This is a genomic window from uncultured Aquimarina sp. (assembly GCF_947500065.1).
Classification (GTDB): Bacteria; Bacteroidota; Bacteroidia; order Flavobacteriales; family Flavobacteriaceae; genus Aquimarina.
This window is the reverse complement of the sequence record NZ_CANMQT010000012.1, coordinates 12,866-38,014: the sequence shown is the minus strand read 5'-3', so window position 1 is coordinate 38,014 and position 25,149 is coordinate 12,866. Positions and strand designations below refer to the sequence as shown.

Genomic DNA, 25,149 nt, shown 5'->3' with positions numbered 1-25,149 from the left:
TTGTTAAAATTCACATCATTGTTATAAAAAGATATTTTAATACACTCTAATTGATTTTTGTAGCGTCATCTATTTTGCATTACTTTCGGTATTCATTAGTTTTAAGGTATAAATCCAGACATGCAGTTTCTAAATCATAAATTTTTAACATATACTCCACTACTAATTGCAGTCGGTTTACTATTAATGTATGTCTTCGGACTACTATGGCCAGACATTTTCTGGGGTACACATTTTTTAGCTTTTCTTTCGACTGGATTGAAATATGGAATCCTATTGCTTGTTGCTATAGTTCTTTTATGGATTCATTTCGGAAGTATTTCAAATACTGAGATTTCCTTTCGACTTAATAATGCTTCTATATCCATAATTTCTATTGTAAGTCTTATCATATTTTACAATTTAGATATTGCCAATGATTACTATGGAGATGCTAAAAATTTTGCTCCTTATATGGATCAAAAACTAACCACGTTTCCTGAAGGTTATTGGGGGAATTTATTTTCTATCGAATTTAAAACGGGACATGGGCGTTGGGGTGTCTTTAATCTATATAGTGTTATTGCATATGCCTTAAAAACTAATATGTTTCAAACATTTAAGCTCATGGACGCTTTGTTTGGCGCTGGTTTTGTGTTTATTTGGCTTTCTGCAATCCGAGAATATGTAAGGAATTCCTGGTTGACAATTACGCTAATTATTTTGGGATGTACCGCTCCATTGGCAATAGTCTTCTGTGGTCATATAGAAACGTATGGTTTTGTTCTGTTTTTACAACTATGCTGGATTTATATTTTTGTAAAAGCATTTCAGGATAAAAAAGTGATCTTACTGTATCTCTTAATACCCTTACTCATTATCTGTGTGCGATTTAACACCCCTTCTTTATTATTGACTCCAGCGCTGATTTTAGGTTTTACACATCACTATTTTTATCATCTCCCAAAAATTCGTTCCTTGTATACTGCAAAAAAAATGTTCTTTACCCTGCTGGTTCCATTGATTATCTTTGGGTTCATTATTTATTTTTTTGTTTTAGGTGATTATAATGATTCTCGTTCTTTAAATACAAATGATCAAGATATTGATAGATTGTTTTTACCATTACTTTCTCCAGAAGCACCTCTGGATATGTATAATTTATTAAGTTGGAATCACATCTTTGATTTCCTAATGGTTCTTTTCTTTTGGTCACCTGGAATCATGTTTCTAGGAATTATGGCAGTAATTCATCGAAAAAAAACAGATTGGAATACACCCTTGATCAACATCATACTACTCACACTTATCTTGACGTTAGGGTTTTTATTTATGATCAATCCATTAATGTCATTACCCATGGATTGGGATCTATATACCCAACCGTTTCCGTTTGTATTAATGTTGTTATTACTCATTTTCAAACAACAAAAAGAAATTGTGACACATAAAAAAACATTGTTTTTTGCTTTAGCATTACATCTATTATCTATTCCTGTTTTTATAGTAATGATGAATAAAATTATGCATTCTTATCGTATCGAAAGTGTTGGCGTACGTGTATATAAAACATATTATCAGCATTCGGATTCGTTTATGTTATATGCACTACAAATGCTTGATGGGAAAGAACGTTATGCGGCTAGAAAAGAAAATTTACTGACTAAACTAAAACCTTATGTACGTGGAAAAACAGATCAAAACTACGCTGCGCTTTTATTAGACGAAGGTATTAATGCTTTTGCTGATCAAGATTATATTCGTTCTCGAGAATTATTAATGTACGCAGAATCCTATGCTCCGTATCTAAAACTGACTCACGAGTATCTCGAAAAAGTGAATGTAGAATTTGTCAATGCTAGTATCCCTATTCCGAAAAAAAATATAGAAACCGCAGACTCTTTGATTACAAGTGGATTAATCGCTTCTCGAAAAAACAAATTTTATAAAAAAGCACTAAGAGACTTTAAACGAGCATCCTATTATAATCCCTACTCTCACCAAGTTCCATTGTTTCAAATGGAAGCTCATTTTTTTCAAAAGGATTACAAAAAAGCTTTAAAAAATGCATCACAATTGATTGCTTTAAAACACCCAACTGAAAAAGAATCACTTCTTTTTGGGGTACATTGCGCCTTAGAAGCAGAAATGTATTTGGATGCTTTGGAGTATACTAAAAAGTATCTACAAAAATGGCCAGAAGACCCGTTTCTACGTACAATTTATGATCGATTACAAAACAATGATTCGGTGTCGGAATTAAAGTATAAATTTGCAAAAAAATAAGTCAATGACTCATAAGTTATCGCTCCTTATACTATTTTTTTTATTTCATTCTGTCCATGCACAACAAGAACGAAGCACAGCCAGAAAAATGATAGATCTCATGCTGGGAATGGTAGTCGAAGACGGACAAGGCCCCACTGTACAAGCACGTAATTTTTTTCACACTTCTGCCGCTATGCATGATGCTTGGGCAGCTTATGATCCGAGCCAATCAACTTATTTTTTAGGAAAGAAATATCATGGATTCGAACTCCCTTTTGATCCTGATTTTAAGAAAGTTTCTAAGAATATCGACAGTCTAAGAAATATTGCTGTTATGTACGCTGCTTATGGTGTCATATACGGACGATATAATGAATATGGTAGTAAAGGACGAACGATTGATTACTTAACTAGCCAATTGGATAGTTTAGGATACTCCATAAGTTATAGAAAGGATGATTATCAAAAGGGATCTCCGGAAGCGTTAGGCAACTATATAGCAAATTATATCATCGAATTAGGAGCTAATGATAATTCTAGAGAAGATGACCGTCATGAATCAGAAGATTATACTGGTGCTAATCAGAACCTAAGACCTGAAATAGCTGGCACAAAAGGATTAAACAACCCCAATCGCTGGCAGCCTATTGATATTGAACACTATATTGATTCAAAAGGGTATGACAAAACTCTGAAAGACTGGAATTATCTTCTGATTCCTGGGAACACACAGTTTCTGACCTCTTATTGGGGAGAAGTTTTCCCATTTGCGTTACCACCGTCAGAAAACAATCTTCATTTTGATCCGGGTTCACCACCCTTATTCGATGTAGAGGATTCTATGAGCACAGAAAGATATCGCTGGGGATTCCAATTGGTGCAGAACATGTCTGGTTATTTAGATCCAAAAAATCCTGAAATTTGGGATGTGTCACCAAGAGGAATTACCAGTATGGATGATCATCTTCCTTCTACTTTTGAAGCATACCAACAGTATTATGCTAATATCAAAAACAACCATCGAAAGAAAGCAGTAAAAAACCCTTTTACCAAAAAAAGATATCCTAAAAACATGGTAAAACAAGGCGATTATTGCAGAGTCATTGCAGAGTTTTGGGTAGATGGTCCTAATACTACTTCTCCTCCTGGTCATTGGCTACAATTTTTAAATAAAATATCATATAATCCAGACTTTGAAAGAAAGTGGAACGGAAAAGATTCATCTTTATCTCAATTAGAATGGGATATTAAAAGCTATTTTTTAATGACTGGAGCTTTGCACGATGCTGGGATTGCCTGTTGGAGTGTAAAGTCGTATTATGACTATGTTCGTCCTATTTCAGCAATTAGATATCTGGGAAAATTAGGGCAATCCTCCAATCCAGAATTACCAAATTACAATTCTTCTGGGTTAAAGTTAAAAAAAGGTAGCGTAGCACTAGTAAAAGAAAATGATCCATTAGTAGGCACTAACAAAGAACACCTAAATAAAGTAAAGGTATACTCTTGGAAAGGACCTGATGCGATCAAAGACCCAATTACTGATGCTGCAGGAAGTGGATGGATTTTAGCAGAAAACTGGTGGCCCTACCAAAGATATAGTTTTCCAACTCCTCCATTTGCTGGATATACATCAGGCCATTCTACTTTTTCTACTACAGGAGCGATACTTTTAGATTATATGACAGGATCTCCTTATTTTCCGAATGGGTTAGAAACTTTTACAGCAAAGAAGAATGAGTTCCTTCTTTTTGAAAATGGTCCTTCAGAAGAAGTTACGTTACAATGGGGTACCTACTATGATGCTGCAATAGAAACATGTTTATCCAGAGTATGGGGAGGTATCCATCCTCCTGCCGATGATATAGAGGGAAGAAAAATGGGTAAAAAAGTTGCCGAAAATGCTATTGAATTTGCTGAACAATTTTTTAAGTGATTGTAGATTAACTAGAAGATTAGTACAATGTCTAAAAAAACTATACATATATTCCTATACCTGATTGGTGTATTCATTTTTCAGGAAATGGTATTCAGGTATTTCTTTCCTACCCGCGAGATACAAAATTTTGATCGGGTCAACTTTATGAAGTTGTATTTTGATGGTAGTGGCTCAAAACACTCCAGAGATCAAACCTGGGAATGGAGATCGTTTCCTGATACTACTGCAGTATTTGAACATAAAATGAATCTTTATGGGTTTAGGGATGACGAATGGTTTGTTAAAAAGCCTAGAGACAAAAAGCGCGCGCTTTTTATTGGTGATAGTTTTATCGAGGGAGTGATGGCTGGGCAGGAAGAAACTATTCCGAAAGCTTTTGAGCTTGCCGGTAAAGGAACATATCAAACATTAAATGGTGGATTGCTAGGATGTGGACTCGATTCTTATTTACAATTAACCGCAGATATGATCCCAACTTATAAACCTGATGTAGCATTTTTATGCATCTATGCCAATGACCTTGGTAAAAAAACTCCTAAAATACCTGATTACTTTCTAGAACCAGAATATTTCAATCCTTACATCCCCAGATTAATCGAGATCATTAATCAAACAAAAAAATATGGGTCACTGCGTTTTAGGTGGATAAAAAATGGTCTACCATATATTCCCCCAGTTCCGAATAAAACAAATCCGTGGTCTCGTCTTGAAGACAGCTTAAAATATGACGTGACCCCTATATTAGCAGAACACATGAAGGAATCTACTTTTAATCCTTTTTTGGGAAACGCGCTTTACAAAGAAGAGAAGTTTTTAAAATCTTCTCCGGCTATAGGAGAAACCATTGGTTTTTTTAAGTATGTATGTAGTCAAAATAATGTTAAGCCCGTAGTGGTATATATCCCTAGTCGTAATCAGGTTACGGATTATTATCTACAATTCGAAAAGCAGTATTGCCTTAATGAATGTCCTGATACTATTAGTCTTACTGGACCAGCATATCAAAGACATCAAGAATTCTTAAAAAAACAATGTGCTGCTTTAGAAGTACCCTATATTGATGTAACGAAAACCATTAAAGAAAGAGAGGTAAATGGAGAACATCTCTACTGGAATTATGACCAGCATATGCGTGCTAAGGGATATCAATTGGTTGGTGAAACTATATGGAACGAATGGAATACTAAATAACTTGATTGAATCATTACATCATCTTGTATCATTTAGATTTTGAATTAGATAAAAAAATCAAGCATAACAGCGTTACGATTTCTTTTTATCCTGAAACGAGAACAAAAAAGGGGTGTTTTATTGTATTATATTCAACGTATAAATAGTATTACTTTGTGTCTAAGACCTGTTGTATTTTTTCTCGATCCCGTATGGCAGACATAAAATCTGGTTTCAGTTGTAAGCATTCATTAAAATCTGTTATTGCAGCATTATAATTTCCAGAAAGCTGTAACAACAATCCTCGGTTATAATAAATCAGGTAATCATTAGGCGCTAATTTCTGCGCTGCATTAAAGCTTTGTAACCCCTCCTTAAACCTTGATTGATTCATCAAAATAACCCCTAAATTAATATACGCATTGAGCTGATTTTGGTCTAATCGGATTGCTTGTCTAAAATCTTTTTCAGCAGCAGCATATTTACCGATATCAAAATACAACGTTCCTCTTTTAGTATATACTTTTGCCATATTAGGATCTAACCTAATCGCTTGATCAAAATCTGCAAATGCTTGTTCTTTTTGTCCAATTAAAGTATAAACTTCTCCTCTACTAACCAATCCTTCAGAAACCAATTGTCCCAAAGAAATCATGATAGACAAATCCTCTATGGCAGTAGGATAGGCGCCTTTCTTTTTATTGCTCAATGCTCTGTTATAATACGCCTTATATGCCTTAGAGTCTAATCGAATAACTTGACTAAAATCGGCAATCGCTTTATCAAAATCTCCCTTACGATTATAAATAATCCCTCTATTCAGAAAACTAGAAGTATACTTGGGATCTAATGCTATAGATTTGTTGTAATCCATTAAGGCATCTTCATATTTCCCTAAGCCATTATATGCCAATGCTCTGTTATATGGAAGCCAATAATAGGTATTATTTAAGGTCATTCCATGATTTAGATCTTCTAGTGCTTTTATATAGTGCCCTTGCTGCACTCGATAACTCCCTCTGTTCATATATCCCAGAAAATCATCCGGATATACCTTTATTACACGAGACCAAAATGTCTCACTGTTTTTAAATATTTTTGCATATCCAAAACTTACCACACCTAGTAGTAGAAAATAACTCGCACCTATTATATAGACCCAATTCCTATATCTACCGACACGATCCAATAGTGTTATAATCCCGAGCCCAAATAAGAAAAATAATCCAAAATATGGCAAATAAGTATACCGATCTGCTGTGACCGCTGACCCAAACGGCATCACTTGTATTACCGGAATTAATGTGATAAAGAAAAAGGCAACTCCAAACACAAACAAACGATATTTCTTTGCATTTATAACGGTACCAATAAAAAGTAACAACACAGGAATCGCAGAAGCATAAAAATACCAAGGGTTTGTCGTTCCTATAACATTCGGATACGGATGATACGAGGATAAATGAAACGGTACTATGGACTTAATCAAATAAGTGAAATATCCATAAAATCCTACAGAGATCGAATCCCAAAAAGAAACAAAAATTCTGTCTTCCATAGCACCTGCTATCTTTTGAACATGGATAGCTACCATAACAAAGACAACGCTTAAAAGTAAAAAAGGTATCTTTTCTAATACAATCCTTTTATAATCTTTTCTTGCTGCCAGATAATCAAACAAAAGTAATATCAAAGGAAATGTAACTGCTGTACCTTTAGAGAAAAGAGATAACACGTATAACAATATAGATATGATAAAATAATACCATCTCGGATATTTTGTAAGTTCATTGACATAAAAATAATACGCAATCAATCCAGCTATAAAAAATAAGGTATACATAATATCCTTACACGAAGAAATCCAACTTACCGCACCTACATGCATGGGGTGTATTCCAAAAAGGATAGAAGCTATAAAGGCGACTTCGATTCGTTTACTTAACAAAAAAGCCAAATAAAAAACCAATACTACCACTAACATATGCATTAATATACTTGTGAGATGAAATGTTATTGGATTCAGACCGGATATTGCATAATCTATAGTCCAGAACACTATTACTATTGGCGAATACGTTCCTACAACCCTTTCTGTATTGAATATGTTTTTAATTCCCTGAAAGGAGAAATCTCGTATCAAAGGATTGTTTATTACATAATCTGGATCATCAAAGTCTAAAAAATTATTGCTTAGATTAGGGCTTAAGCATATAAATGTTAGCCCTAAAGATATGAGTAACCAAAGAAAATGCTTCTTTTGCATAATGTGGTAGGAATTAAACACCTTCAAAAATACATTTCTTTTTAATAGATAGACATTTTCTTTTCTAATTTTAGAATAGTAAAACGCAATCTTTATGTATAGATATACATAGGACACACTTTTACTTTATGAATCATAATAAAAAAATTATTATAGTTCTCTCCGCATATAATGCCTCTTCTAGACTACGTAATACCTTAAAGAGATTACTGCTAATATCGTAGAGAAATCATTTTAGTTGATGATAAAAACAATACAAGTGGCTAAGGATCTCGGAGTAAAACACATTATAACTCATAAAACAAATAAAGAATACCAATTGGTTGGAAAAACTATCTGGAATCAATGGAATACTAAATAATTTTTTAGTTTTTTCTACGTATGTTCATTAGTTTTTCTCTATCCTTTTTTACAGGCATAAAACCGGGTGCTATTCTCATACATTCATCAAAATCGCTCAATGCAGCATCTGTATTACCCGATATCTGATATAAAATGCCTCTATTGTAATATATTAAATGATTATTTGGAGCCAGCTTTTGCGATTTATTAAAGCTTTCTAACGCTTCCTTATATCTAGCCAGATTCATTAGTATTAGTCCTTGATTAATATATGCATCTACGTATCCCGAATCTAATTTCAAGATGCTACCGAAATCTTTTAATGCTGCATTGAACTTTCCTTTTTCGATATACAAGTTTCCACGATTTAAATAAGCTTCAATATATTCAGGATTTAATTCTATGGCTTTTGTAAAATCTATAAGAGCTTCATCTTTTCTTCCAAGATTTACGAGGGTCTTACCGCGAGACAATAGTGACTTGGGTAGATTATAATTTAAAGAAATTAGACTATTAATATCTTGTAGCGCTTTTTCATACTGCGCTGTTTTTTGGAACACCATAGCTCTATTGAAATACCCTTGCGGGTTTTTAGGCTCAATTACAATGGAACTATCAAAATCTTGAATAGCTCGATTATACTGTTTGTCTTTGAAATATAAAATACCTCGATTAGTATATGCTGAATAATACTTAGGATACATATTGATGGACTTAGAATAATCTTTTATGGCAAGCTCATTTTTCTTCATCACTTCATTTACAAAACCTCGATTATAATATAAAGCATAACTTTCGGGTTTTAGCGTGATCGCTTTGTTGGCATAAATAAGTGCCTCATCAAACTTCTTCTGAGAAATTTTATGATTTGTAATATTCATATATGCTAAAAAGTTTTCTGGGTACTTGTCAATTACATGTATCCATAACGTTTCTGTATTTTTAAATACTTTAGAATATTGAAATGTAATTACACCTAGCACCAATAGAAGTCCTAATGAAATTAATTTTATTCCTTTTTTCCAGTTTGCTTGTTTTTCAACCAAGCTAACAAATCCAATACCCAAAATAAAAAACAATCCGAAATAGGGTAGATATGTATATCTATCTGCTGTAACTGCAGAACCAAAAGGCAACACCTGAATTACAGGAATTAAAGTGATAAAGAAAAAAGTAATTCCAAATGCTAAAATTCGATATGTTTTAACCTTAACTACTGTATACATAAAAAGTGCGAGTACCGGAATAGCAGAGGCATAAAAATACCAAGGTATATTTTCTCCAAGGTTATATGGATATGGGTGGTATGGACTAAGATGGAAAGGGATTATAGATTTTACTAAATACGTAAGATATCCATAAAACCCAACAAAAAGAGAGTCCCAGAAAGAAACAAAATTTCTATCTTCCATAGCTCCACCACTTGCTTGGGCATCAATTGCTACAAATAGAAAAATTCCGCTTAATATCAGAAAGGGTAGTTTTTCCAAGACCAACAACTTTATATCCTTTCTATTTTTCAGATAATCGAACAGAAACAATATTAATGGAAATATAACCGCCGTTCCCTTAGACAACAGAGATAGCAAGTACACTAGTAAACATCCAATAAAATAATACCATTTAGGGTATTTAGCGGATTTTTCTGTGTAAAAATAATAGATAATCAACCCTCCAATAAAAAACAATGTATATAAGATATCTTTCCTCGCAGAAATCCAACTTACTGTTTCCACGTGCATTGGGTGAATCCCAAATAAAACAGCTGTAATAAAAGCAACCTCAACTCTCTTACTTAGGATAAAAGCAAGATAAAAAACCAATATAACTACTATAAGGTGTAGTATCATATTAATTAGATGAAATGTAAAGGGATGTAGTCCTGATATAGCATAATCTATGGACCATGATAATAATACTACGGGTGCGTAGGTACTTACAACTTCTTTTGTAGTGAAAATGTTTTTAATACCTTGAACAGATAAATCCTTGATCAGTGGATTATGTATTACATAAGCAGGGTCATCCCAGTTAAGGAAATCATTAGCTAGATTAGGGCTTAAGAAAAGAAAAGTGATAATCAGACAGGCTGATAACCAAATATAGGATTTCTTTTGCATTGGTTTCATTTAGGAATCTCTTTCAAAAATACATTTCTTTTTAATAGATAAACATTTTCTTTTCCTATTTTAGGATGGCAAAACTTAATCATCATATCTAAATATACTCGGCTTAGGCTTTACTGTATGATTCACAATAAAAAAATTGTTGTTGTTCTTCCTGCATATAATGCATCTTATACGCTACGCGATACTTTTAAAGAGATTCCTACTGATATCGTGGATGAAATCATTTTAGTTGATGACAAAAGTACCGATGAAACAATACAAGTTGCTAAGGAATTGGGAATAAAACACATTGTAGAACACAAAGTAAATAAAGGATATGGGGGTAATCAAAAGTCATGTTATAAAAAAGCATTATCCCTGAATACCGATATTGTAGTCATGCTACATCCAGATTATCAATACACCCCTAAACTAATTCATTCTATGTGTTACCTTATAGCTAATGATGTATATCCTGTTGTCATGGGATCTCGAATTTTGGGAAAAGGAGCACTTAAAGGCGGGATGCCAATTTATAAATATATAGCCAACCGATTTTTGACACTACTTCAAAACATTATCATTGGACAAAAACTCTCGGAATACCACAGTGGATATCGAGCTTTCTCCAGAGAAGTATTGAACTCTGTTTCATTAGCACATAATTCAGATAATTTTGTTTTTGATAATCAAATGATTTGTCAAATTTTTAATAAAGGATATGAAATTGGAGAAATCACCTGTCCAACAAAATATGTTGAAGAAAGTTCCTCAATTAGTTTTAAACGAAGCGTGGTATACGGTCTTGGAGTGATAAAGGTATCTATTCAATACTTTCTTCATAAACACAAAATAATTTCAAATAAATTATTTAGATAAGACTATTGCATATTCATTCAAAATTCTCTCTAAGCATTCAAATGACGACTAAACCCCCAATAAAAACAATAAATGACAGATAGGTGACATCTAAATGGCGTAACAAATACTTGAATCTATCCATAGCTTTGTCCTGTACATAAAATCGAAAACATGGAACATCAATCAATTTCAAAAAATCTATTATATCATCGTAAATTAAAAGGATATACACAGGAAGAGTTGTCAGACAAAACAACGGTAGGGATACGAACCATCCAACGTATAGAAAAAGGAGAAGTAACACCTCATCTACAAACCATAAAACTATTAGCTGTTGCCTTGGAAGTTAATGTAGATGATCTTCTCCCTATAGAAAATCCTAAAGAAGAAACAATACAACAAAAATGGCTATTACTATTACATGCTGTTCCTATATTAGGATTAATGATACCTCTCTGTAATATTTTAATTCCTTTATTTCTTTGGATTCATAAAAGAGAGGATAATAAAATCTATGATACTCATGGAAGAGCAATCATAAATTTTCAAATCACCATGACCATTCTTTTCTTACTTTCATTTATAGCATTAGTTACATTACCTGGTCTCGGTTTTTTCCTTTTTATTTCGGTTCTTCCGTATTGTATTATAGTGATGATTGTAAATATTATTTCTGTATTAAACACACGAAAATATTATTACCCTTTATCTATTTCTTTTTTAAAGAAAAACAAAAATTTAAAACACCTTGGAATTATTATTCTTTTAATTTCATTTAGTGCTATTAGTTGTTCAGACCCTACATCCAAACAAATTGTTAGACTGGATAGTTCAACAATTGCGAAAGATTCTTTGACATTCAAAATACAACAACTTGTTACCGATGCACAGGTACACGGAATTGCTGTATCCATTTTTAACGATGGCCAAATCACTTATAAGAAAACTTTTGGATATAAAAACTACGAAAACAAACAACAGTTAACGGATACCACCAATATGTATGGAGCATCTTTTAGCAAGGCAGTTTTTGCTGTTCTAGTCATGAAACTTGTAGAAGAAAAAGTTATAGATCTAGATACACCGTTAGAATCTTATCTTCCTAAAAAGATATATAAATACAAACCAGAAACCAGATGGCATGATGATTTCTCTTCTTTACAAATGGATTCTCTATATCACAAAATAACTGCTCGCATGTGTTTAGCACATACAACAGGGTTTAATAATTACAGATGGTTTGAACCAGATCATAAATTAAGAGTTCATTTTGAACCTGGCACTCGTTATAGTTACTCTGGAGAAGGATTTATTTATTTACAAGTCGTATTAGAGAAGTTACTTGGTAAAGGACTTGAAGAAATAGCACAGGAAAAAATATTTGAACCACTAAACATGACTCATTCTAGTTATCAATGGAGTGCATCGTTCGATAATGATTTTGCATATGGTCATGCTACAGAAGGTACTCCTCTTAAAAAAGATAAAGACAATGAACCTAGAGGTGGAGGTACACTAGAAACTACTGCTAAAGATTACAGCAAGTTCCTAGAAGCTGTATTGCAGCATAAAATTATTTCGGAAGATTCCTGGAATGAAATTTTCAATCCTCAGATAAAAATACGAACGCTTAGACAATTTGGACCTTTATCACATCAAGAAGGATCATTGAATGATGATATCCAACTTAGTTATGGATTAGGATGGGGAATATTAAAATCACCATATGGAACGGGAGCTTTTAAAGAAGGACACGGAGATGGTTTTCAGCATTATTCTATTCTATTTCCAGAAGCAAAAAAAGGAATTATGATTATGACCAATAGTGATAATGGAGAAAGTATTTTTAAAGAATTGTTAGAAGTAGCATTAGGAGATATCTATACACCTTGGGAATGGGAGAACTATACACCTTATAATGAGAAGAAAAAGAATCTATAAAATAATTAAAATATCTATTTTTTCTTAGCAAGAAACTGATTATGCAAGGCTGAATGTACATGATTTATGTAAAAATCAACATTTGTTAAAAAATAATCAAAATTCACTCCATAACATTTATGAGTGCTATAAATTAGTCATACTTATTTTCCTAACAATCTCTTTTTCTTTGTCAATCAAAAATCTGATCGCCTTCAATGCTGATGCGATGATCCACAGGACCAATATGTATTTGGCGATCTATTTTTGGTATATTCCAGCTAATGTTCTTAAATTACCTTCTTACCACTGTAGCCGATGAACAAGTATTATCCAATTGAACAGCACCTTCTTCAAAATTTCCCTGATAATCCCGATCTTATTGCGGACTTGCTCTCTAAGAAACAACTTGTACACTTTTCGAAAAACGAGATAGTTTTAACTCAAGGTGAAGTTAGTAATAAACTTTATTTTCTGGAAAAAGGAGCTCTAATGCAGCAATATGTCGAAGGGAAACAGACGAGAGCCTCCCAGTTTCACTTTGAAGGAGAGCTTGTTACTTCATTTGAGAGCTTTGAATCGAGAAATGTATCGGAGCATAATATCATATGTTTGGAAGATTGTACTTTACAAGAGTTTCACTATGAAGATGTCCGGAAATTCCATATTTCCTATGATGAAATGAATTTGAAGAAGACGAATAATTTCCTCAAGATGTTCCTTGATTACCGGGAACTACACTCAAAACTTCTATCCTATTCCAGCGAGAAAATGTACAACTATATTCTAACAAATCATCCTAATATTATTTTGCGAGTACCATTAAAGTATGTGGCAGAGTACATGGGAATATCTGGTGAACATTTAAGTAGAGTTAGAAAGGCTGTAAGTACTACTAAGGGTTAATAAATTGATAATTATCAAAAAATGATACCATCATAGGTTGTTTTCTACCTTAAATTAAGCCTTAATCAAGATTTGGATTACTTTTATGACTTAGAGTTTTGCTAGCTGATATTAGCTTCAGCCAAACATTATTTACAAAAATCAAATCAAATGAAAACAATAGCTTCATCACTTTCAATGCTTGCAGCAATTATGTTAACAGTCGTATCCTGTACTGGTGAAAAAAAGAAGAATTCTTTGTCCGACACAAATATGGCTGCAGATTATATTTTTACTAATGGAAAAATCAACACTGTTGATGATAATAATAGTATTGCTGAAGCAGTAGTCGTAAAAGATGGAAAAATTGTTCATGTTGGAAGTACTCAAAAAATTCAATCTCTAAACTTAACTGACGAAAAAACAAAAACTATAGACTTAAAGGGGAAAATGTTAATGCCAGGTATCATTGATGGTCATTTTCATGCAGGAGTAGGTGTTATTACAGAAATTGGTGTAAATCTTTTAGGAACCCGAACACCAGAAGAGGCGCAAACCAGAATTCAAGATTACATTGCAAAAAACCCAGATAAAGAGGTCATCTTTGGTTTTGGCTTAAATATGGCTGGCTTTACCACTAAAAATTCTGATGGCACATTTTCTGGTAGCCCGACCAAAGAATTTCTGGATGTAATAAATTCAGAAAAGCCTATTTTTTTAATTTCTAATAGTGCCCATGACGCTCTGGCAAATAGTGCTACACTAGAACTTATTGGCATAAATGCAAGCACGCCAGACCCTCATCCTGGAGCTCATTTTTATGTAAGAGATCATGATGGAAATCCTACAGGTAGATTGGTAGAAGGTAGTGCTTTTTGGTCGCATCTACCGGCTTTAAACATAGGAACTCTTGAGCAACTCAAAAATGGACTTCCTACACTTTTAAATAAACTACCTGCACAAGGTATCACAACTATTTTTGATGCTGGTGCTCCTTCTATAGAAAGAAATGCATTTCAGGTGGTTAGTGAAATGAAAGATTCTGGGACATTACCGGTACGTTATTTTGGCTCTCATTACATTACCTCTCGTGAAGATGCACAAAATGCCGTTGCAGATATGCAAGCTTTACAGAAAGATTTTAATTCTGATATGGTAAGGGCTTCTTCCATAAAATTCTCTAATGATGGAATTACATTTATGGGACCATTCATTCAATTTGAAGAAGAGGAAATGCAACAATACCTAGGCAATCTTAACGATGCAGGTATAGATGTCATGATTCATGCCATAAATAAATCTACTATTAACGAAGCGCTCAATGCTATTGAATCAGTTACCAGTGAAAAAAGCAACAGTAGATTTACCATTACTCATAATACCTTTCTTCAAATGGCAGATGTTCCAAGATTTAGCCAACTTGGTGTAATAGCGGATATACAACTGGCGCATGATTTCCCAATGGAAACACCCGTAGCTGAATTATTTAGTTCTAGTGCAATAGTTAAAATATCCAGTGATTTTCCAGCTTCAGGACCTGTAGAACGTGCAACACCTTTTGTTTCACTTGAAAAAGGTAGGGCTTTTGGTGTTGACATTCAAAGTCTTGTTAGAGCCATTACCATTGAAAGCGCATACCATTTGCGCATGGAAAACAAGTTAGGGTCAATTGAAGTAGGTAAACAAGCTGATCTAATTATTTTAGATCAAGATATTACAAAGATTTCAACCGATTCTTTACCAAATACTAAAGTATTATTCACTATGGTCAATGGTGTTGTAAAACATAGTGAATTGTAAATCTTATTAATGATAATTGAGGAATACTCCTTTTAATGACTCAAAGAACTCTTTAAAAAATTATTTTTTTCTTAGCAAGAAACTGATTATGCAAGGCTGAATGTACATGATTTATGTAAAAATCAACATTTGTTAAAAAAATGAAAGCCTTGCAATCCATATCGTAAATAGTTAATTTAGTGGAGCTAAAGAAAAATAAAAATGATATTCCCTAAAACTAATATCGAAAAACAACTTACTCAACTACGAAACAAACAATTTGACATTTCTAACTGGAAACTACAACTTGAGTCTATTTTTCAAAAAGAAGAAAAAAAGAATGACCGTATACTTAAAACACTGAAAAACGGTTCTGTATCCGAAAGAAATGATTTCATTTTTGATCATCTAGAGAGCTCTAGAATATATCATATTGATCAGATTAAAAAAATCTGTATTGATTATCGATTACGTTTTTTAGATGCTAAGTATTTTAAAGGTAAACTTCCTCTGGAAGCATTGTCAGAGATAAAAGATTTAGAGAAAACCCACCAGATAGAATTAAAAGGGTTTAAAATCATTGCTCCTTCTAAGCTATTTAAACTAGCAAATGCAGATGATCCTTTGCTTTTTGCTCCTATGGGAAATGACTACCATTATTTAATTCACAAATGGGGAAATGACCTCCACCCTTTTCGCAAGTTAATGATGTGGTTTTTTAAGAGTTTTGAAAACTTAATAATTCTTACTTTTTTAGTGAGTCTTTTAATTACCTTTATGGTCCCACAAGGATTGTTCAGTAAGGAAAATAATACCTCGGAATTTATAATGATATTTTTCTTTATGTTTAAGTCTGTTGCAGCTGTAGTTTTATTTTATGGGTTTGCATTAGGTAAGAACTTTAATACTGAAATCTGGGATAGTAAATATTTTAACGCGTAAACAATACTATATGTTTCCAGAAAGTGAATATGAAAGAGTATACACAGGTAGCTTGATTAACATACAATTTTTACAAAATCTGCTACAAGATAGCGGCATTAATTCTATAACCAGAGATGACATGAAATCAGGTATGGCAGCTGGTTTTGGAGGTGGAATTCCAGATCACGTTCAGCTGTTTGTAAAGAAAACCGATGTAGAAGAAGCAATTCCAATCATAGAAAAAAGCCTATCTTAAATTATTATGGAAGAAGAAAATAAAAATCCCAGAAAAAACTGGGACTTCATGATCGGTATTGCGTTGGTATTATTTGGAAGTTTCAGGTTATATCAAAGATTACAAACCGAATCAGAGTGGAATTATAGAGTGGTTCTCACAGTAGGATTGATCCTCTATGGTGGTTTTTTGATTTATCGGCACTTAAAAAATAAAAACACACATGAAGATTAATTCTCTTTAATAGGTATCTTACTCATTGCGTGTTCCGTTATTGCTGTAATAGATAGAGAAGGATTCACTCCTGGATTGGCGGATATCATAGATCCGTCACAGATATACATATTTTCATATCCAAATACTTTGTTATCCTTATCAATTACTCCATCTTCGGCATTGGCAGCCATAACAGCGCCTCCCAAAATATGAGCGGTTGAAGGGATTCCTGCTAACGGTTCTAAACCAAAAACGGTTTCTTTACCTCCTGTCAGTTCTGCATATTGCTTTGCTAAACTAAGGGATTGAGGAATAAAAGCACTTGGCTTCTTGCCAGCAGCTACTGTAGTATTCATACGACCTAAGGAGGTTCTTTTAAATTTTAATGTACTGTCTAATGTTTGCATAAACAATAGAATGGCAGTGCTTTTACTCCAGTCTCTGGTTGTATATAATTTAATATAAGATACTGGATGTTTTATAAAGCTAGTTACCATTTTTGAGACTCGTACAACAGCATTTTTACCATGGGTTAATGGTAAATGAGATAATCTCCAAAATCCAGACCCTTTAGCATATCGCACAATTTCTAAATGACTATTTTCATCAGTATTCAAAATAGAACCAATAGCAACGCCTTTTGACATTTCCTTTTTTCCATTCAAATTCGTCACACTAATCAAACTTTCATTATTAGTTCTAATATCTGATCCTAGGTGATCTGATAATTTAGGTAAAGATTGTTGCTTTAATTTTAGTAACAATTTTACTGTACCTAAAACCCCTCCTGAAAAGATAACTCCTTTTGCTTTTATAGATTTTTTAGATTTAAAAAACCTAGTTGCCGATTTAAATTTCACCTGATACCCTTCTGTAAAAGGAATCACATCAAACACTTCGTTTTCTGCTAGAATATCTGCTCCTAATTGCTGAGCTAAGTATAAGTAGTTTTTATCTAATGTGTTTTTTGCTCCAACCCTACATCCTGTCATACAGCCACCACAGTAATTACAACCGGTTCGATCTGGTCCCTTCCCATCAAAATAAGGGTCTGGAACTACCTTATTAGGTGTGCCAAAAAAAACAGCAACATCTGTGGCAGAAAAATCATCTTTTATATTCATGCTATCCGCTAGTTCTTTTAGCGCTTTATCTCCGTCAAAAAGCTGTGGATTTTTCTGAGCTCCTAGCATTTTTAATGCGATTTTATAAAATGGCGCCAATTCTGATTGCCAATCTACTAGGTTTTTCCAACTACCCGAAGTAAAGAATTCTTTCTTTGGAACGGGAAGTGTATTAGCGTATACAAGAGAACCTCCTCCTACTCCAGTGCCAGAAATCACGACTACATGCTTAAAGAAGGACATTTTCATGATACCAAACCATCTAAAAAAAGGAATCCATAACCATTTCCTGAGATTCCAGTTTGATTTAGGAAAATCCTTAGGTTGATACCATTTTCCTTTTTCGATAACCAAAACCTTATACCCTTTTTCAGAAAGTCGTAATGCACTTACGGAACCTCCGAAACCACTACCAATAATTACATAATCGTATACTGATTCAATACTCATATCTTCAATGTTATATCAGTTTTTGGTGTACACATACAAGTTAGTATATGTCCCTGGTTAATTTCATTATCAAGAAGCACTATATCCTCTTTAGAGTTCCAGATTACATCTCCATGAATAAGTTTTGCTTTACAAGTTCCACAATCTCCCATCATACAAGCATGAGGAAGTTCTTTGTTAGCTCTCAAAGCAGCATCTAGAATTGTTTCTGAAGTATCGGCCTTAAATGTCACATCCATACTATTCATTTCTGTATGAACCAGGTATTCGTTTCCTGAAAGTTTTTTTGGTTCTTGAGAAAATTCCTCTGTTTTGATTAAATTGTTAGAAACACCGATCTTGTTTAATGCAATTCTAGAAGCTTTCATCATTGGTGCTGGTCCACAGACAAAACAATAGGTATCTATTTTTGTATTCATTGTATATTCATACTGTCGATCAGAATCCAATATTTCAAAACATAAAAGATATGTAAATTGTTTAGGATATTTATCTAAAAGTTCCTCGAGTGCTTTAGAAAAAATTACATCAGCATTGGATCTGCATCCATATAACAAGGTGACTTTTTTTTCTGAAGTTCTAAGAACAAACTTAATCATTGATATTATTGGAGTAATGCCACTACCACCCGCAATAAAAAGAAATGGTTTATCGATATACTCAGGTAATAAAAATTTTCCGAAAGGTCCAGAAACTCTCAGTTTATAATTTCTCTTAACCTTTGCTACCAAATAATTAGACAATTTTCCATCCGGAACACTCTTTACTGCAATACCCAATTTCCCAGTTATTGGATCTTCACAAATTGAATAACACCTACTTACCTGTTGATCATTTACATAATCAGAAACCACGACATATTGACCTGGTTTAAACAAAAAATTCGTTTTTTCTAAATTCTTAAAAACAATATGGACACTATCTGGTGTTGCTTGAAAAACATTTTCTACTTCTAGAATATAGTCCCAAGTTTTTCCGGACTGAATATCAACATAGGTGTTTTGCTTATCAAGCAACTTTAGATCCTGACTTCTGAAACCTTCAATAGGTGATTGCTTTTCGAGAAGCTCTGCTTCTATATCCAGAAAACAACTGCGATACTTATAGAACGGAACTCTAGGATGTAAATGATGTATTAGATGATAACTTTGGTATAATGATAAAAACTCAAGTCCGGGAATCGTTACTATGCGTGTATTATGATATTTACTTAAATTATTATGCGGATAGTGAGGCAGCCAATCAAAAGAAAAAGCCAGAATTGGTGCCGCAATGAGCGCAGACAATATAAAAACATAGAATAAAGCCTTACCATTTCCTGACAAAATCAAAATACCAAGAACAGCAACCAATACAAACATAAATGCAATAGATTGATTTCTAATTGAATTCATTGCGATATTCTTTTTACTATCCGTCCCTAAGGTTAACCCAAAATAGTGACCAATTAGTGTTAAACACCTAAAAAAGATTGCAAAAGGATTACTACCATTTACATAATGATCCGGATCATTAACAGGGTCATTGGTATGTGCATGATGCCTAAGATGAATCACAACAAATGCTGAAAATGGGAACAACAGAAAAAAACTTGATAACCAACCTAGAATTTCCTCTAGTCTTTTATACGATTTTATTCCTCCAGAAATATTACCATGACTCGCTTCATGAGCAATCGTAAACATTCCATAAGCTATTCCTGCGCCTAGTAATGAAGTCCACAACCCTGAAAGCCCAAGATTGTAAAATTTCCAAAGCAGTATATATCCAACACATAAAAACACGAATAGAATAATGGTTGGCCAGGCTACCTTTCCCGAATATTTTTGCCAAGCTGTTTGATTTTTCACGACTCAATTTATTATGTTTGATAAAACATATTTATTTATCGAACTATAACCACAAATATAGTTCGGTTTTAGTACATTACCAAGTATGGGAAGAAAATCGATTAGCCGAGAAAGAAAAGATAAAAATAAAAAGGTTGAACAATGGACGCAAGCACTCCTTTCTAAACTAAGAACAACTGAACTCGGAGATCTTACTATAGATGATCTAGCTACATTGATGAATAAGAGTAAATCTACTATTTATCAATATTTTGTTACTAAGGAAGAGATTTTTGAATACATCACTCAGGTTAGAGTAGATTACCTTAAAGCTTATAAAAACGAAATATCTGGAGAGCTGTCAGGACTAAATTATCAATATGAAACATTAGCTAAAATTCTCGCTGAAGGCGTAAAGGACATCTCGCCTTTCTATCTGAAACAATTACAAATCCATTATCCAGATGCCTGGAATATAGTCGAAGGCTTTTTACAAGGTTTATTAAAGGATCTTAAAAACTTTTACATTTTTGGTATTGAAAATAATATGTTTAAAGCTGTTTCTCCTGAATTACTAATCAAGTTAGATGAATACTTTATTATGCAACTCATTACGGATCATACTTTTTTTAATAACAATAAACAGACATTAGAATCAGCTATTACCGAATATATGTATATTAAATTTGAAGGATTGGTTATGAAATAATTAAACAAAAAAAATCCTGCAGTTTGCAGGATTTCTATAATTACATAGTATTATATTTTCTACACATTTACTGCGTACATCTTCTCTCTTAATTCTTTGATTTTTCCATCGCTCATATACTCATCAAAAGTAGTATAACGATCTATCACTCCACCTGGTGTTAGCTCGATAACGCGATTAGCAACCGTCTGAGCAAACTCATGATCATGAGTTGTAAAAAGAATGGTCCCTTTAAAATTCTTTAAAGAATTATTAAACGCCGTAATAGATTCTAAGTCTAAGTGATTTGTAGGTTCATCTAGCATCAATACGTTTGCTCTAGTCATCATCATTTTAGATAACATACATCGTACTTTTTCTCCTCCGGATAATACGTTTGATTTTTTTAGTGCCTCTTCCCCACTAAAGATCATTTTACCTAGGAATCCTCTTATAAATACTTCTTCTCGTTCTTCTTCGGTAGTTGCCCATTGACGTAACCAATCAACTAAGGTTAAATCATTCTGAAAATACTCACTGTTATCTGCTGGTAAATACGATTGAGTGGTTGTTATTCCCCAAGCAAATTTACCGGATTCTGCTTTTTGTTTTTCATTAAGTATTTGATAAAAAGCAGTAGTAGCTCGAGAATCTTTTGAGAAGACAACGACTTTATCTCCTTTTGCCAAGTTAATATCAATATTTTTAAACAATTGCTCTTCTTCCTGACTCACCGCAGCTAGTCCTTCTACATTAAGAATCTGATCTCCGGCTTCTCTATCTCTTTCAAAAATAATTGCTGGATAACGACGACTAGAAGGCTTTATATCTTCGATATTAAGTTTCTCAATCATCTTTTTACGTGAAGTCGCCTGTTTTGACTTTGCCACGTTTGCACTAAAACGAGCTATAAATTCTTGTAATTCTTTCTTCTTTTCTTCTGATTTTTTATTTTGTTGCGCACGTTGCTTTGCTGCTAATTGAGAAGACTCGTACCAAAAAGTATAGTTACCACTGTAATGATTAATTTTAGAGAAATCAATATCTGATATATGGGTACACACCGAATCTAAAAAGTGACGGTCGTGAGAAACAACAATAACTGTATTATCAAAATTAGCTAAAAAGTGTTCTAACCATGAAATCGTTTCGTAATCCAAATCATTGGTAGGCTCATCCATAATAAGCACATCCGGTTTACCAAATAAACACTGAGCTATCAATACACGAACACGTTGTTTCGTGTCTAAGTCTGACATACTTGTATAATGCAAATCTTCTTTAATACCTAAATTAGAAAGCATTGTAGCAGCATCACTATCTGCATTCCATCCATTCATTTCTTCAAACTGTACCTGAAGTTCTCCTATCCTTTCTGCATTTTCATCCGTATAATCCGCATATAAAGCATCAATCTCTTTTTTTACATTATACAATATTTTATTTCCCATTACAACGGTCTCTAAAACAGTAAACTCATCATAAGCATAATGATCTTGCGACAAGACAGACATTCGCTTACCTGTTTCTAGAATCACATGTCCTGAAGTTGGATCCAAATCTCCTGCTAAAATTTTTAAGAAAGTAGATTTTCCTGCACCGTTCGCCCCGATAATACCGTAGCAATTACCTTGTACGAAACTCGTATTAACATCGTCAAATAAAATGCGTTTTCCGAATTGAACTGAAAGATTAGAAACTGATAACATAGTTATAAATTGTATTTTCGGCAAAAGTAAAAAAATGGATCCAGAACCTGCAAAAAATATAGTAGTATTTTAAGCTTGAAATGATAAAACTAAATACTAAATCCAAAAAAAACAGAATTAACAAACACCTTTTAATCTTCTCTCAAATTGTCTAATAATAATACAATTAACGTATTCTTAACAAGCCAAAGCAGTCTTTCCATTTATTTTTGAATGTTTGTCAGTAAAATAATAGCGCCCAAAATGCATTTCTTTAGGATAAAATATTTTATTTATATCTCTATTATCAGTTTTTGTTTGTGTAATTGTGAATCTCCTTCACAAGAAGCTACAAGTGATTATATTTATTTTGGTGGAGAAATTGTAAACCCAAATACTGATTACATTGTTCTTTTCAAGGGTAAAAAACTTCTGGATACAATATACTTAGACAAGAATAATCGATTCTTACACAAAATTAAAGGATTAAAAGATGGTCTCTATTCTTTTAGGCATAATCCCGAGTACCAATTAGTATTGTTAGAAAAAGGAGATAGTGTTTTAGTACGCTTAAATACTTTGGAGTTTGATGAATCATTAGTTTTTACTGGTAAAGGTTCTAGGAAAAATAACTTCTTAATTGATATGTTTTTGCAAAATGAGATAGAAAGAGATCTATTAAAAAACAGACGATTCAGACAAACACCTACATCGTTTAAAAAAGAACAGGATTCACTATACACCTTAAGGTTAAAAAAGTTTAACCATCTTATTAATAAATATAAGTTAAGTGATCTATCTTCAAATATTTGTAAATCCAGTTTTGAATATGATTTCTTTTCAAGGTATGAAATGTATTTATATAAATATCAATATTCTGGAATGAAGAATATCGATGGAGCAAATGAATTTCCTAAGGATTTTTTCACTTATAAGGATGAAGTTAATTTTAATGATGATAACTTAATGAGATTATACTCTTATAATCGATTTCTAAACCATCATTTTACAAACTCCTCGTATACCAAATACATGAATAAAAAATCTTTCTCCAAGAGCAAGGTTGAATATACCATGTACAAACTAGACCTTGTTGATAGTACAATACAACACTCTTATATAAAGAATAATCTTTTACGAGGAATAACAACCAATTTTATATTAGACAACAAAAATGATTATACTTCACGAAAAGTATTAGATCATTACTTATCTATCAGCAGTGACAAAAAATTTCAAAAAGAACTCATCAAGTTAGCAAAAGCTACTGCCAGACTTAAACCAAATAATATCATTCCTGATCAAGATCTTATTTCTTCTAATGGAGAAATAACCAAACTATCCGCACTATTTAAGAAACCTATTACTGCCTTATATTTTTGGTCTATAGAGCGAAAAGATCATTATATAAAAGCTCATAAAAAAACTGATTATTTAAGTAAGATTTATCCTGAGATTGATTTTATCGGAATCAATACGGATGATGAACAAACAGACAACTGGTTAAAAACAATTAAACGCCATAACTACGACCTTGATAATGAGTATGAATTTAAATTCCCGAAATGCTCCTCTGACGAGTTGGTAATTCATTACTCTAATAAGGTCATTCTTGTGAATCAACAAGGAAAAATAATTAACCCAAATGCTGATTTGTTTTCATCAATTTTCGAAAAACAATTAGTAAGTTATAACAGAATGGCAACTATAGAAAAACAAAAAACTGCTCTCGATTAAAAGAACAGTTTTTTTTTAAAAAATTTTATATCTACTAAGGTTTAATTCCCTTTTTTATAATCTGCTAAAAATTTTGCCAAACCGATATCCGTTAATGGGTGTTTCAACAATCCTTCTATAGATGAAAGTGGACCAGTCATAACATCTGCACCAATTTTCGCACAATCGATAACATGCATAGTATGTCTTACAGAAGCTGCAAGAATCTCTGTATCAAAACCATAGTTATCATACACCAATCTAATTTCTGCTATTAGATTAAGGCCATCTGTAGAGATATCATCTAATCGACCAATAAATGGAGAAACATACGTTGCTCCTGCTTTTGCAGCTAATAATGCTTGTCCAACAGAAAAAACCAAAGTACAATTCGTTTTGATTCCTTTGTCACTAAAATATTTTATTGCTTTTACACCTTCTTTAATCATTGGCACTTTTACAATGATTTGGTCATGAAGTTTAGCTAGTTCTTCACCTTCTTCGATCATTCCTTCAAAATCTGTAGAAATTACTTCAGCACTTACATCTCCGGTAACTATGTCACATATTTTTTTATAATGCTCTATAATATTTTCCTTTCCTGTGATACCTTCTTTAGCCATTAATGACGGGTTTGTTGTTACTCCATCAAGTACACCAAGATCTTGTGCTTCTTTAATCTGATCAAGGTTAGCAGTATCAATAAAAAACTTCATATTGTTGTGTTTAGATTTATGATTTATTTGTTAAGATTCTTATTCT

General features: G+C 32.9%; 18 protein-coding genes. 12 read left to right on the top strand and 6 right to left on the bottom strand.

Translation table 11 applies throughout. The features are described from left to right. Positions 1-120: 120 nt before the first annotated feature. The 3 genes from Q0975_RS23910 (at position 121) to Q0975_RS23900 (ending at position 5,377) form a co-directional block, all read left to right on the top strand. Positions 121-2,265: a hypothetical protein gene (locus Q0975_RS23910; RefSeq protein WP_299441820.1), complete on the top strand. Its 2,145-nt coding sequence runs from the start codon at positions 121-123 to the stop codon at positions 2,263-2,265. A 4-nt stretch (positions 2,266-2,269) separates the two neighbouring features. Continuing rightward, positions 2,270-4,183 carry a vanadium-dependent haloperoxidase gene (locus Q0975_RS23905; RefSeq protein ID WP_299441816.1) on the top strand — a complete coding sequence of 638 codons (1,914 nt, stop codon included), beginning with the start codon at positions 2,270-2,272 and terminating at the stop codon, positions 4,181-4,183. Between the two features lie 147 nt (positions 4,184-4,330). Continuing rightward, on the top strand, positions 4,331-5,377 hold the full coding sequence (locus Q0975_RS23900; protein ID WP_299441813.1) for a hypothetical protein: 1,047 nt from the start codon (positions 4,331-4,333) through the stop codon (positions 5,375-5,377). A 148-nt stretch (positions 5,378-5,525) separates the two neighbouring features. Here Q0975_RS23900 and Q0975_RS23895 read toward each other — a convergent pair whose 3' ends face one another. After that, positions 5,526-7,622 carry a tetratricopeptide repeat protein gene (locus Q0975_RS23895; RefSeq protein WP_299441810.1) on the bottom strand — a complete coding sequence of 699 codons (2,097 nt, stop codon included), beginning with the start codon at positions 7,620-7,622 and terminating at the stop codon, positions 5,526-5,528. Positions 7,623-7,987: 365 nt separating this feature from the next. After that, positions 7,988-10,084, bottom strand: a complete 2,097-nt coding sequence (locus Q0975_RS23890; RefSeq protein ID WP_299441807.1) for a tetratricopeptide repeat protein — start codon at positions 10,082-10,084, stop codon at positions 7,988-7,990. 126 nt (positions 10,085-10,210) lie between these two features. Between Q0975_RS23890 and Q0975_RS23885 the strand changes: the two genes are divergently transcribed. The 7 genes from Q0975_RS23885 to Q0975_RS23855 all read left to right on the top strand — a co-directional run bounded on the left by Q0975_RS23885 (position 10,211) and on the right by Q0975_RS23855 (position 16,910). Next, positions 10,211-10,951 carry a glycosyltransferase family 2 protein gene (locus Q0975_RS23885; RefSeq protein WP_299441804.1) on the top strand — a complete coding sequence of 247 codons (741 nt, stop codon included), beginning with the start codon at positions 10,211-10,213 and terminating at the stop codon, positions 10,949-10,951. Positions 10,952-11,104: 153 nt separating this feature from the next. Continuing rightward, complete coding sequence (locus Q0975_RS23880; RefSeq protein ID WP_299441801.1) at positions 11,105-12,874, top strand: serine hydrolase; 1,770 nt, start codon at positions 11,105-11,107, stop codon at positions 12,872-12,874. Between the two features lie 297 nt (positions 12,875-13,171). Continuing rightward, positions 13,172-13,759 (top strand): Crp/Fnr family transcriptional regulator, encoded by a 588-nt coding sequence (locus Q0975_RS23875; protein WP_299441798.1) that lies wholly within the window; start codon positions 13,172-13,174, stop codon positions 13,757-13,759. A 150-nt stretch (positions 13,760-13,909) separates the two neighbouring features. Next, entirely contained in the window at positions 13,910-15,538 is a 1,629-nt protein-coding gene (locus Q0975_RS23870) for an amidohydrolase family protein (RefSeq protein WP_299441795.1), read from the top strand. 201 nt (positions 15,539-15,739) lie between these two features. Next, complete coding sequence (locus tag Q0975_RS23865) at positions 15,740-16,459, top strand: hypothetical protein (protein ID WP_299441792.1); 720 nt, start codon at positions 15,740-15,742, stop codon at positions 16,457-16,459. A gap of 10 nt (positions 16,460-16,469) precedes the next feature. Next, positions 16,470-16,697, top strand: coding sequence for a DUF2007 domain-containing protein (locus Q0975_RS23860; RefSeq protein ID WP_299441789.1), 228 nt, complete (start codon positions 16,470-16,472; stop codon positions 16,695-16,697). Between the two features lie 6 nt (positions 16,698-16,703). Beyond that, a complete protein-coding gene (locus Q0975_RS23855; RefSeq protein ID WP_299441786.1) occupies positions 16,704-16,910 on the top strand; it encodes a hypothetical protein in 207 nt (68 codons plus the stop codon). Here Q0975_RS23855 and Q0975_RS23850 read toward each other — a convergent pair. Together Q0975_RS23850 and Q0975_RS23845 are read right to left on the bottom strand one after the other, a co-directional pair. Beyond that, positions 16,907-18,466, bottom strand: a complete 1,560-nt coding sequence (locus Q0975_RS23850) for a GMC oxidoreductase (RefSeq protein ID WP_299441783.1) — start codon at positions 18,464-18,466, stop codon at positions 16,907-16,909. The two genes, Q0975_RS23855 and Q0975_RS23850, sit on opposite strands and share 4 nt — an antisense overlap. Further along, a complete protein-coding gene (locus tag Q0975_RS23845; protein ID WP_299441780.1) occupies positions 18,463-20,316 on the bottom strand; it encodes a fatty acid desaturase in 1,854 nt (617 codons plus the stop codon). The genes Q0975_RS23850 and Q0975_RS23845 overlap by 4 nt, the downstream gene beginning before the upstream one ends. Positions 20,317-20,401: 85 nt before the next feature. Between Q0975_RS23845 and Q0975_RS23840 the strand changes: the two genes are divergently transcribed. Continuing rightward, on the top strand, positions 20,402-21,004 hold the full coding sequence (locus tag Q0975_RS23840) for a TetR/AcrR family transcriptional regulator (protein WP_299441777.1): 603 nt from the start codon (positions 20,402-20,404) through the stop codon (positions 21,002-21,004). Positions 21,005-21,063: 59 nt separating this feature from the next. Here Q0975_RS23840 and Q0975_RS23835 read toward each other — a convergent pair whose 3' ends face one another. Further along, positions 21,064-22,692 (bottom strand): ATP-binding cassette domain-containing protein, encoded by a 1,629-nt coding sequence (locus Q0975_RS23835; protein ID WP_299441775.1) that lies wholly within the window; start codon positions 22,690-22,692, stop codon positions 21,064-21,066. A 297-nt stretch (positions 22,693-22,989) separates the two neighbouring features. On the opposite strand from Q0975_RS23835, the gene Q0975_RS23830 reads away from it, so the two are divergent. Next, complete coding sequence (locus Q0975_RS23830; RefSeq protein ID WP_299441772.1) at positions 22,990-24,408, top strand: hypothetical protein; 1,419 nt, start codon at positions 22,990-22,992, stop codon at positions 24,406-24,408. Between the two features lie 41 nt (positions 24,409-24,449). On the opposite strand, the gene fsa is transcribed toward Q0975_RS23830, so the two are convergent. Beyond that, complete coding sequence (gene fsa / locus Q0975_RS23825; protein WP_299441769.1) at positions 24,450-25,103, bottom strand: fructose-6-phosphate aldolase; 654 nt, start codon at positions 25,101-25,103, stop codon at positions 24,450-24,452. Positions 25,104-25,149: the final 46 nt, after the last annotated feature.

What these genes read in the sequence shown, in the direction of transcription:
- Q0975_RS23910 (WP_299441820.1), top strand. Translation starts at nt 121, where the DNA reads ATGCAGTTTCTAAATCATAAATTTTTAACATATACTCCACTACTAATT.
- Q0975_RS23905 (WP_299441816.1), top strand. Translation starts at nt 2,270, where the DNA reads ATGACTCATAAGTTATCGCTCCTTATACTATTTTTTTTATTTCATTCT.
- Q0975_RS23900 (WP_299441813.1), top strand. Translation starts at nt 4,331, where the DNA reads ATGAAGTTGTATTTTGATGGTAGTGGCTCAAAACACTCCAGAGATCAA.
- Q0975_RS23895 (WP_299441810.1), bottom strand. Translation starts at nt 7,622, where the DNA reads ATGCAAAAGAAGCATTTTCTTTGGTTACTCATATCTTTAGGGCTAACA.
- Q0975_RS23890 (WP_299441807.1), bottom strand. Translation starts at nt 10,084, where the DNA reads ATGCAAAAGAAATCCTATATTTGGTTATCAGCCTGTCTGATTATCACT.
- Q0975_RS23885 (WP_299441804.1), top strand. Translation starts at nt 10,211, where the DNA reads ATGATTCACAATAAAAAAATTGTTGTTGTTCTTCCTGCATATAATGCA.
- Q0975_RS23880 (WP_299441801.1), top strand. Translation starts at nt 11,105, where the DNA reads ATGGAACATCAATCAATTTCAAAAAATCTATTATATCATCGTAAATTA.
- Q0975_RS23875 (WP_299441798.1), top strand. Translation starts at nt 13,172, where the DNA reads ATGAACAAGTATTATCCAATTGAACAGCACCTTCTTCAAAATTTCCCT.
- Q0975_RS23870 (WP_299441795.1), top strand. Translation starts at nt 13,910, where the DNA reads ATGAAAACAATAGCTTCATCACTTTCAATGCTTGCAGCAATTATGTTA.
- Q0975_RS23865 (WP_299441792.1), top strand. Translation starts at nt 15,740, where the DNA reads ATGATATTCCCTAAAACTAATATCGAAAAACAACTTACTCAACTACGA.
- Q0975_RS23860 (WP_299441789.1), top strand. Translation starts at nt 16,470, where the DNA reads ATGTTTCCAGAAAGTGAATATGAAAGAGTATACACAGGTAGCTTGATT.
- Q0975_RS23855 (WP_299441786.1), top strand. Translation starts at nt 16,704, where the DNA reads ATGGAAGAAGAAAATAAAAATCCCAGAAAAAACTGGGACTTCATGATC.
- Q0975_RS23850 (WP_299441783.1), bottom strand. Translation starts at nt 18,466, where the DNA reads ATGAGTATTGAATCAGTATACGATTATGTAATTATTGGTAGTGGTTTC.
- Q0975_RS23840 (WP_299441777.1), top strand. Translation starts at nt 20,402, where the DNA reads ATGGGAAGAAAATCGATTAGCCGAGAAAGAAAAGATAAAAATAAAAAG.
- Q0975_RS23835 (WP_299441775.1), bottom strand. Translation starts at nt 22,692, where the DNA reads ATGTTATCAGTTTCTAATCTTTCAGTTCAATTCGGAAAACGCATTTTA.
- fsa (WP_299441769.1), bottom strand. Translation starts at nt 25,103, where the DNA reads ATGAAGTTTTTTATTGATACTGCTAACCTTGATCAGATTAAAGAAGCA.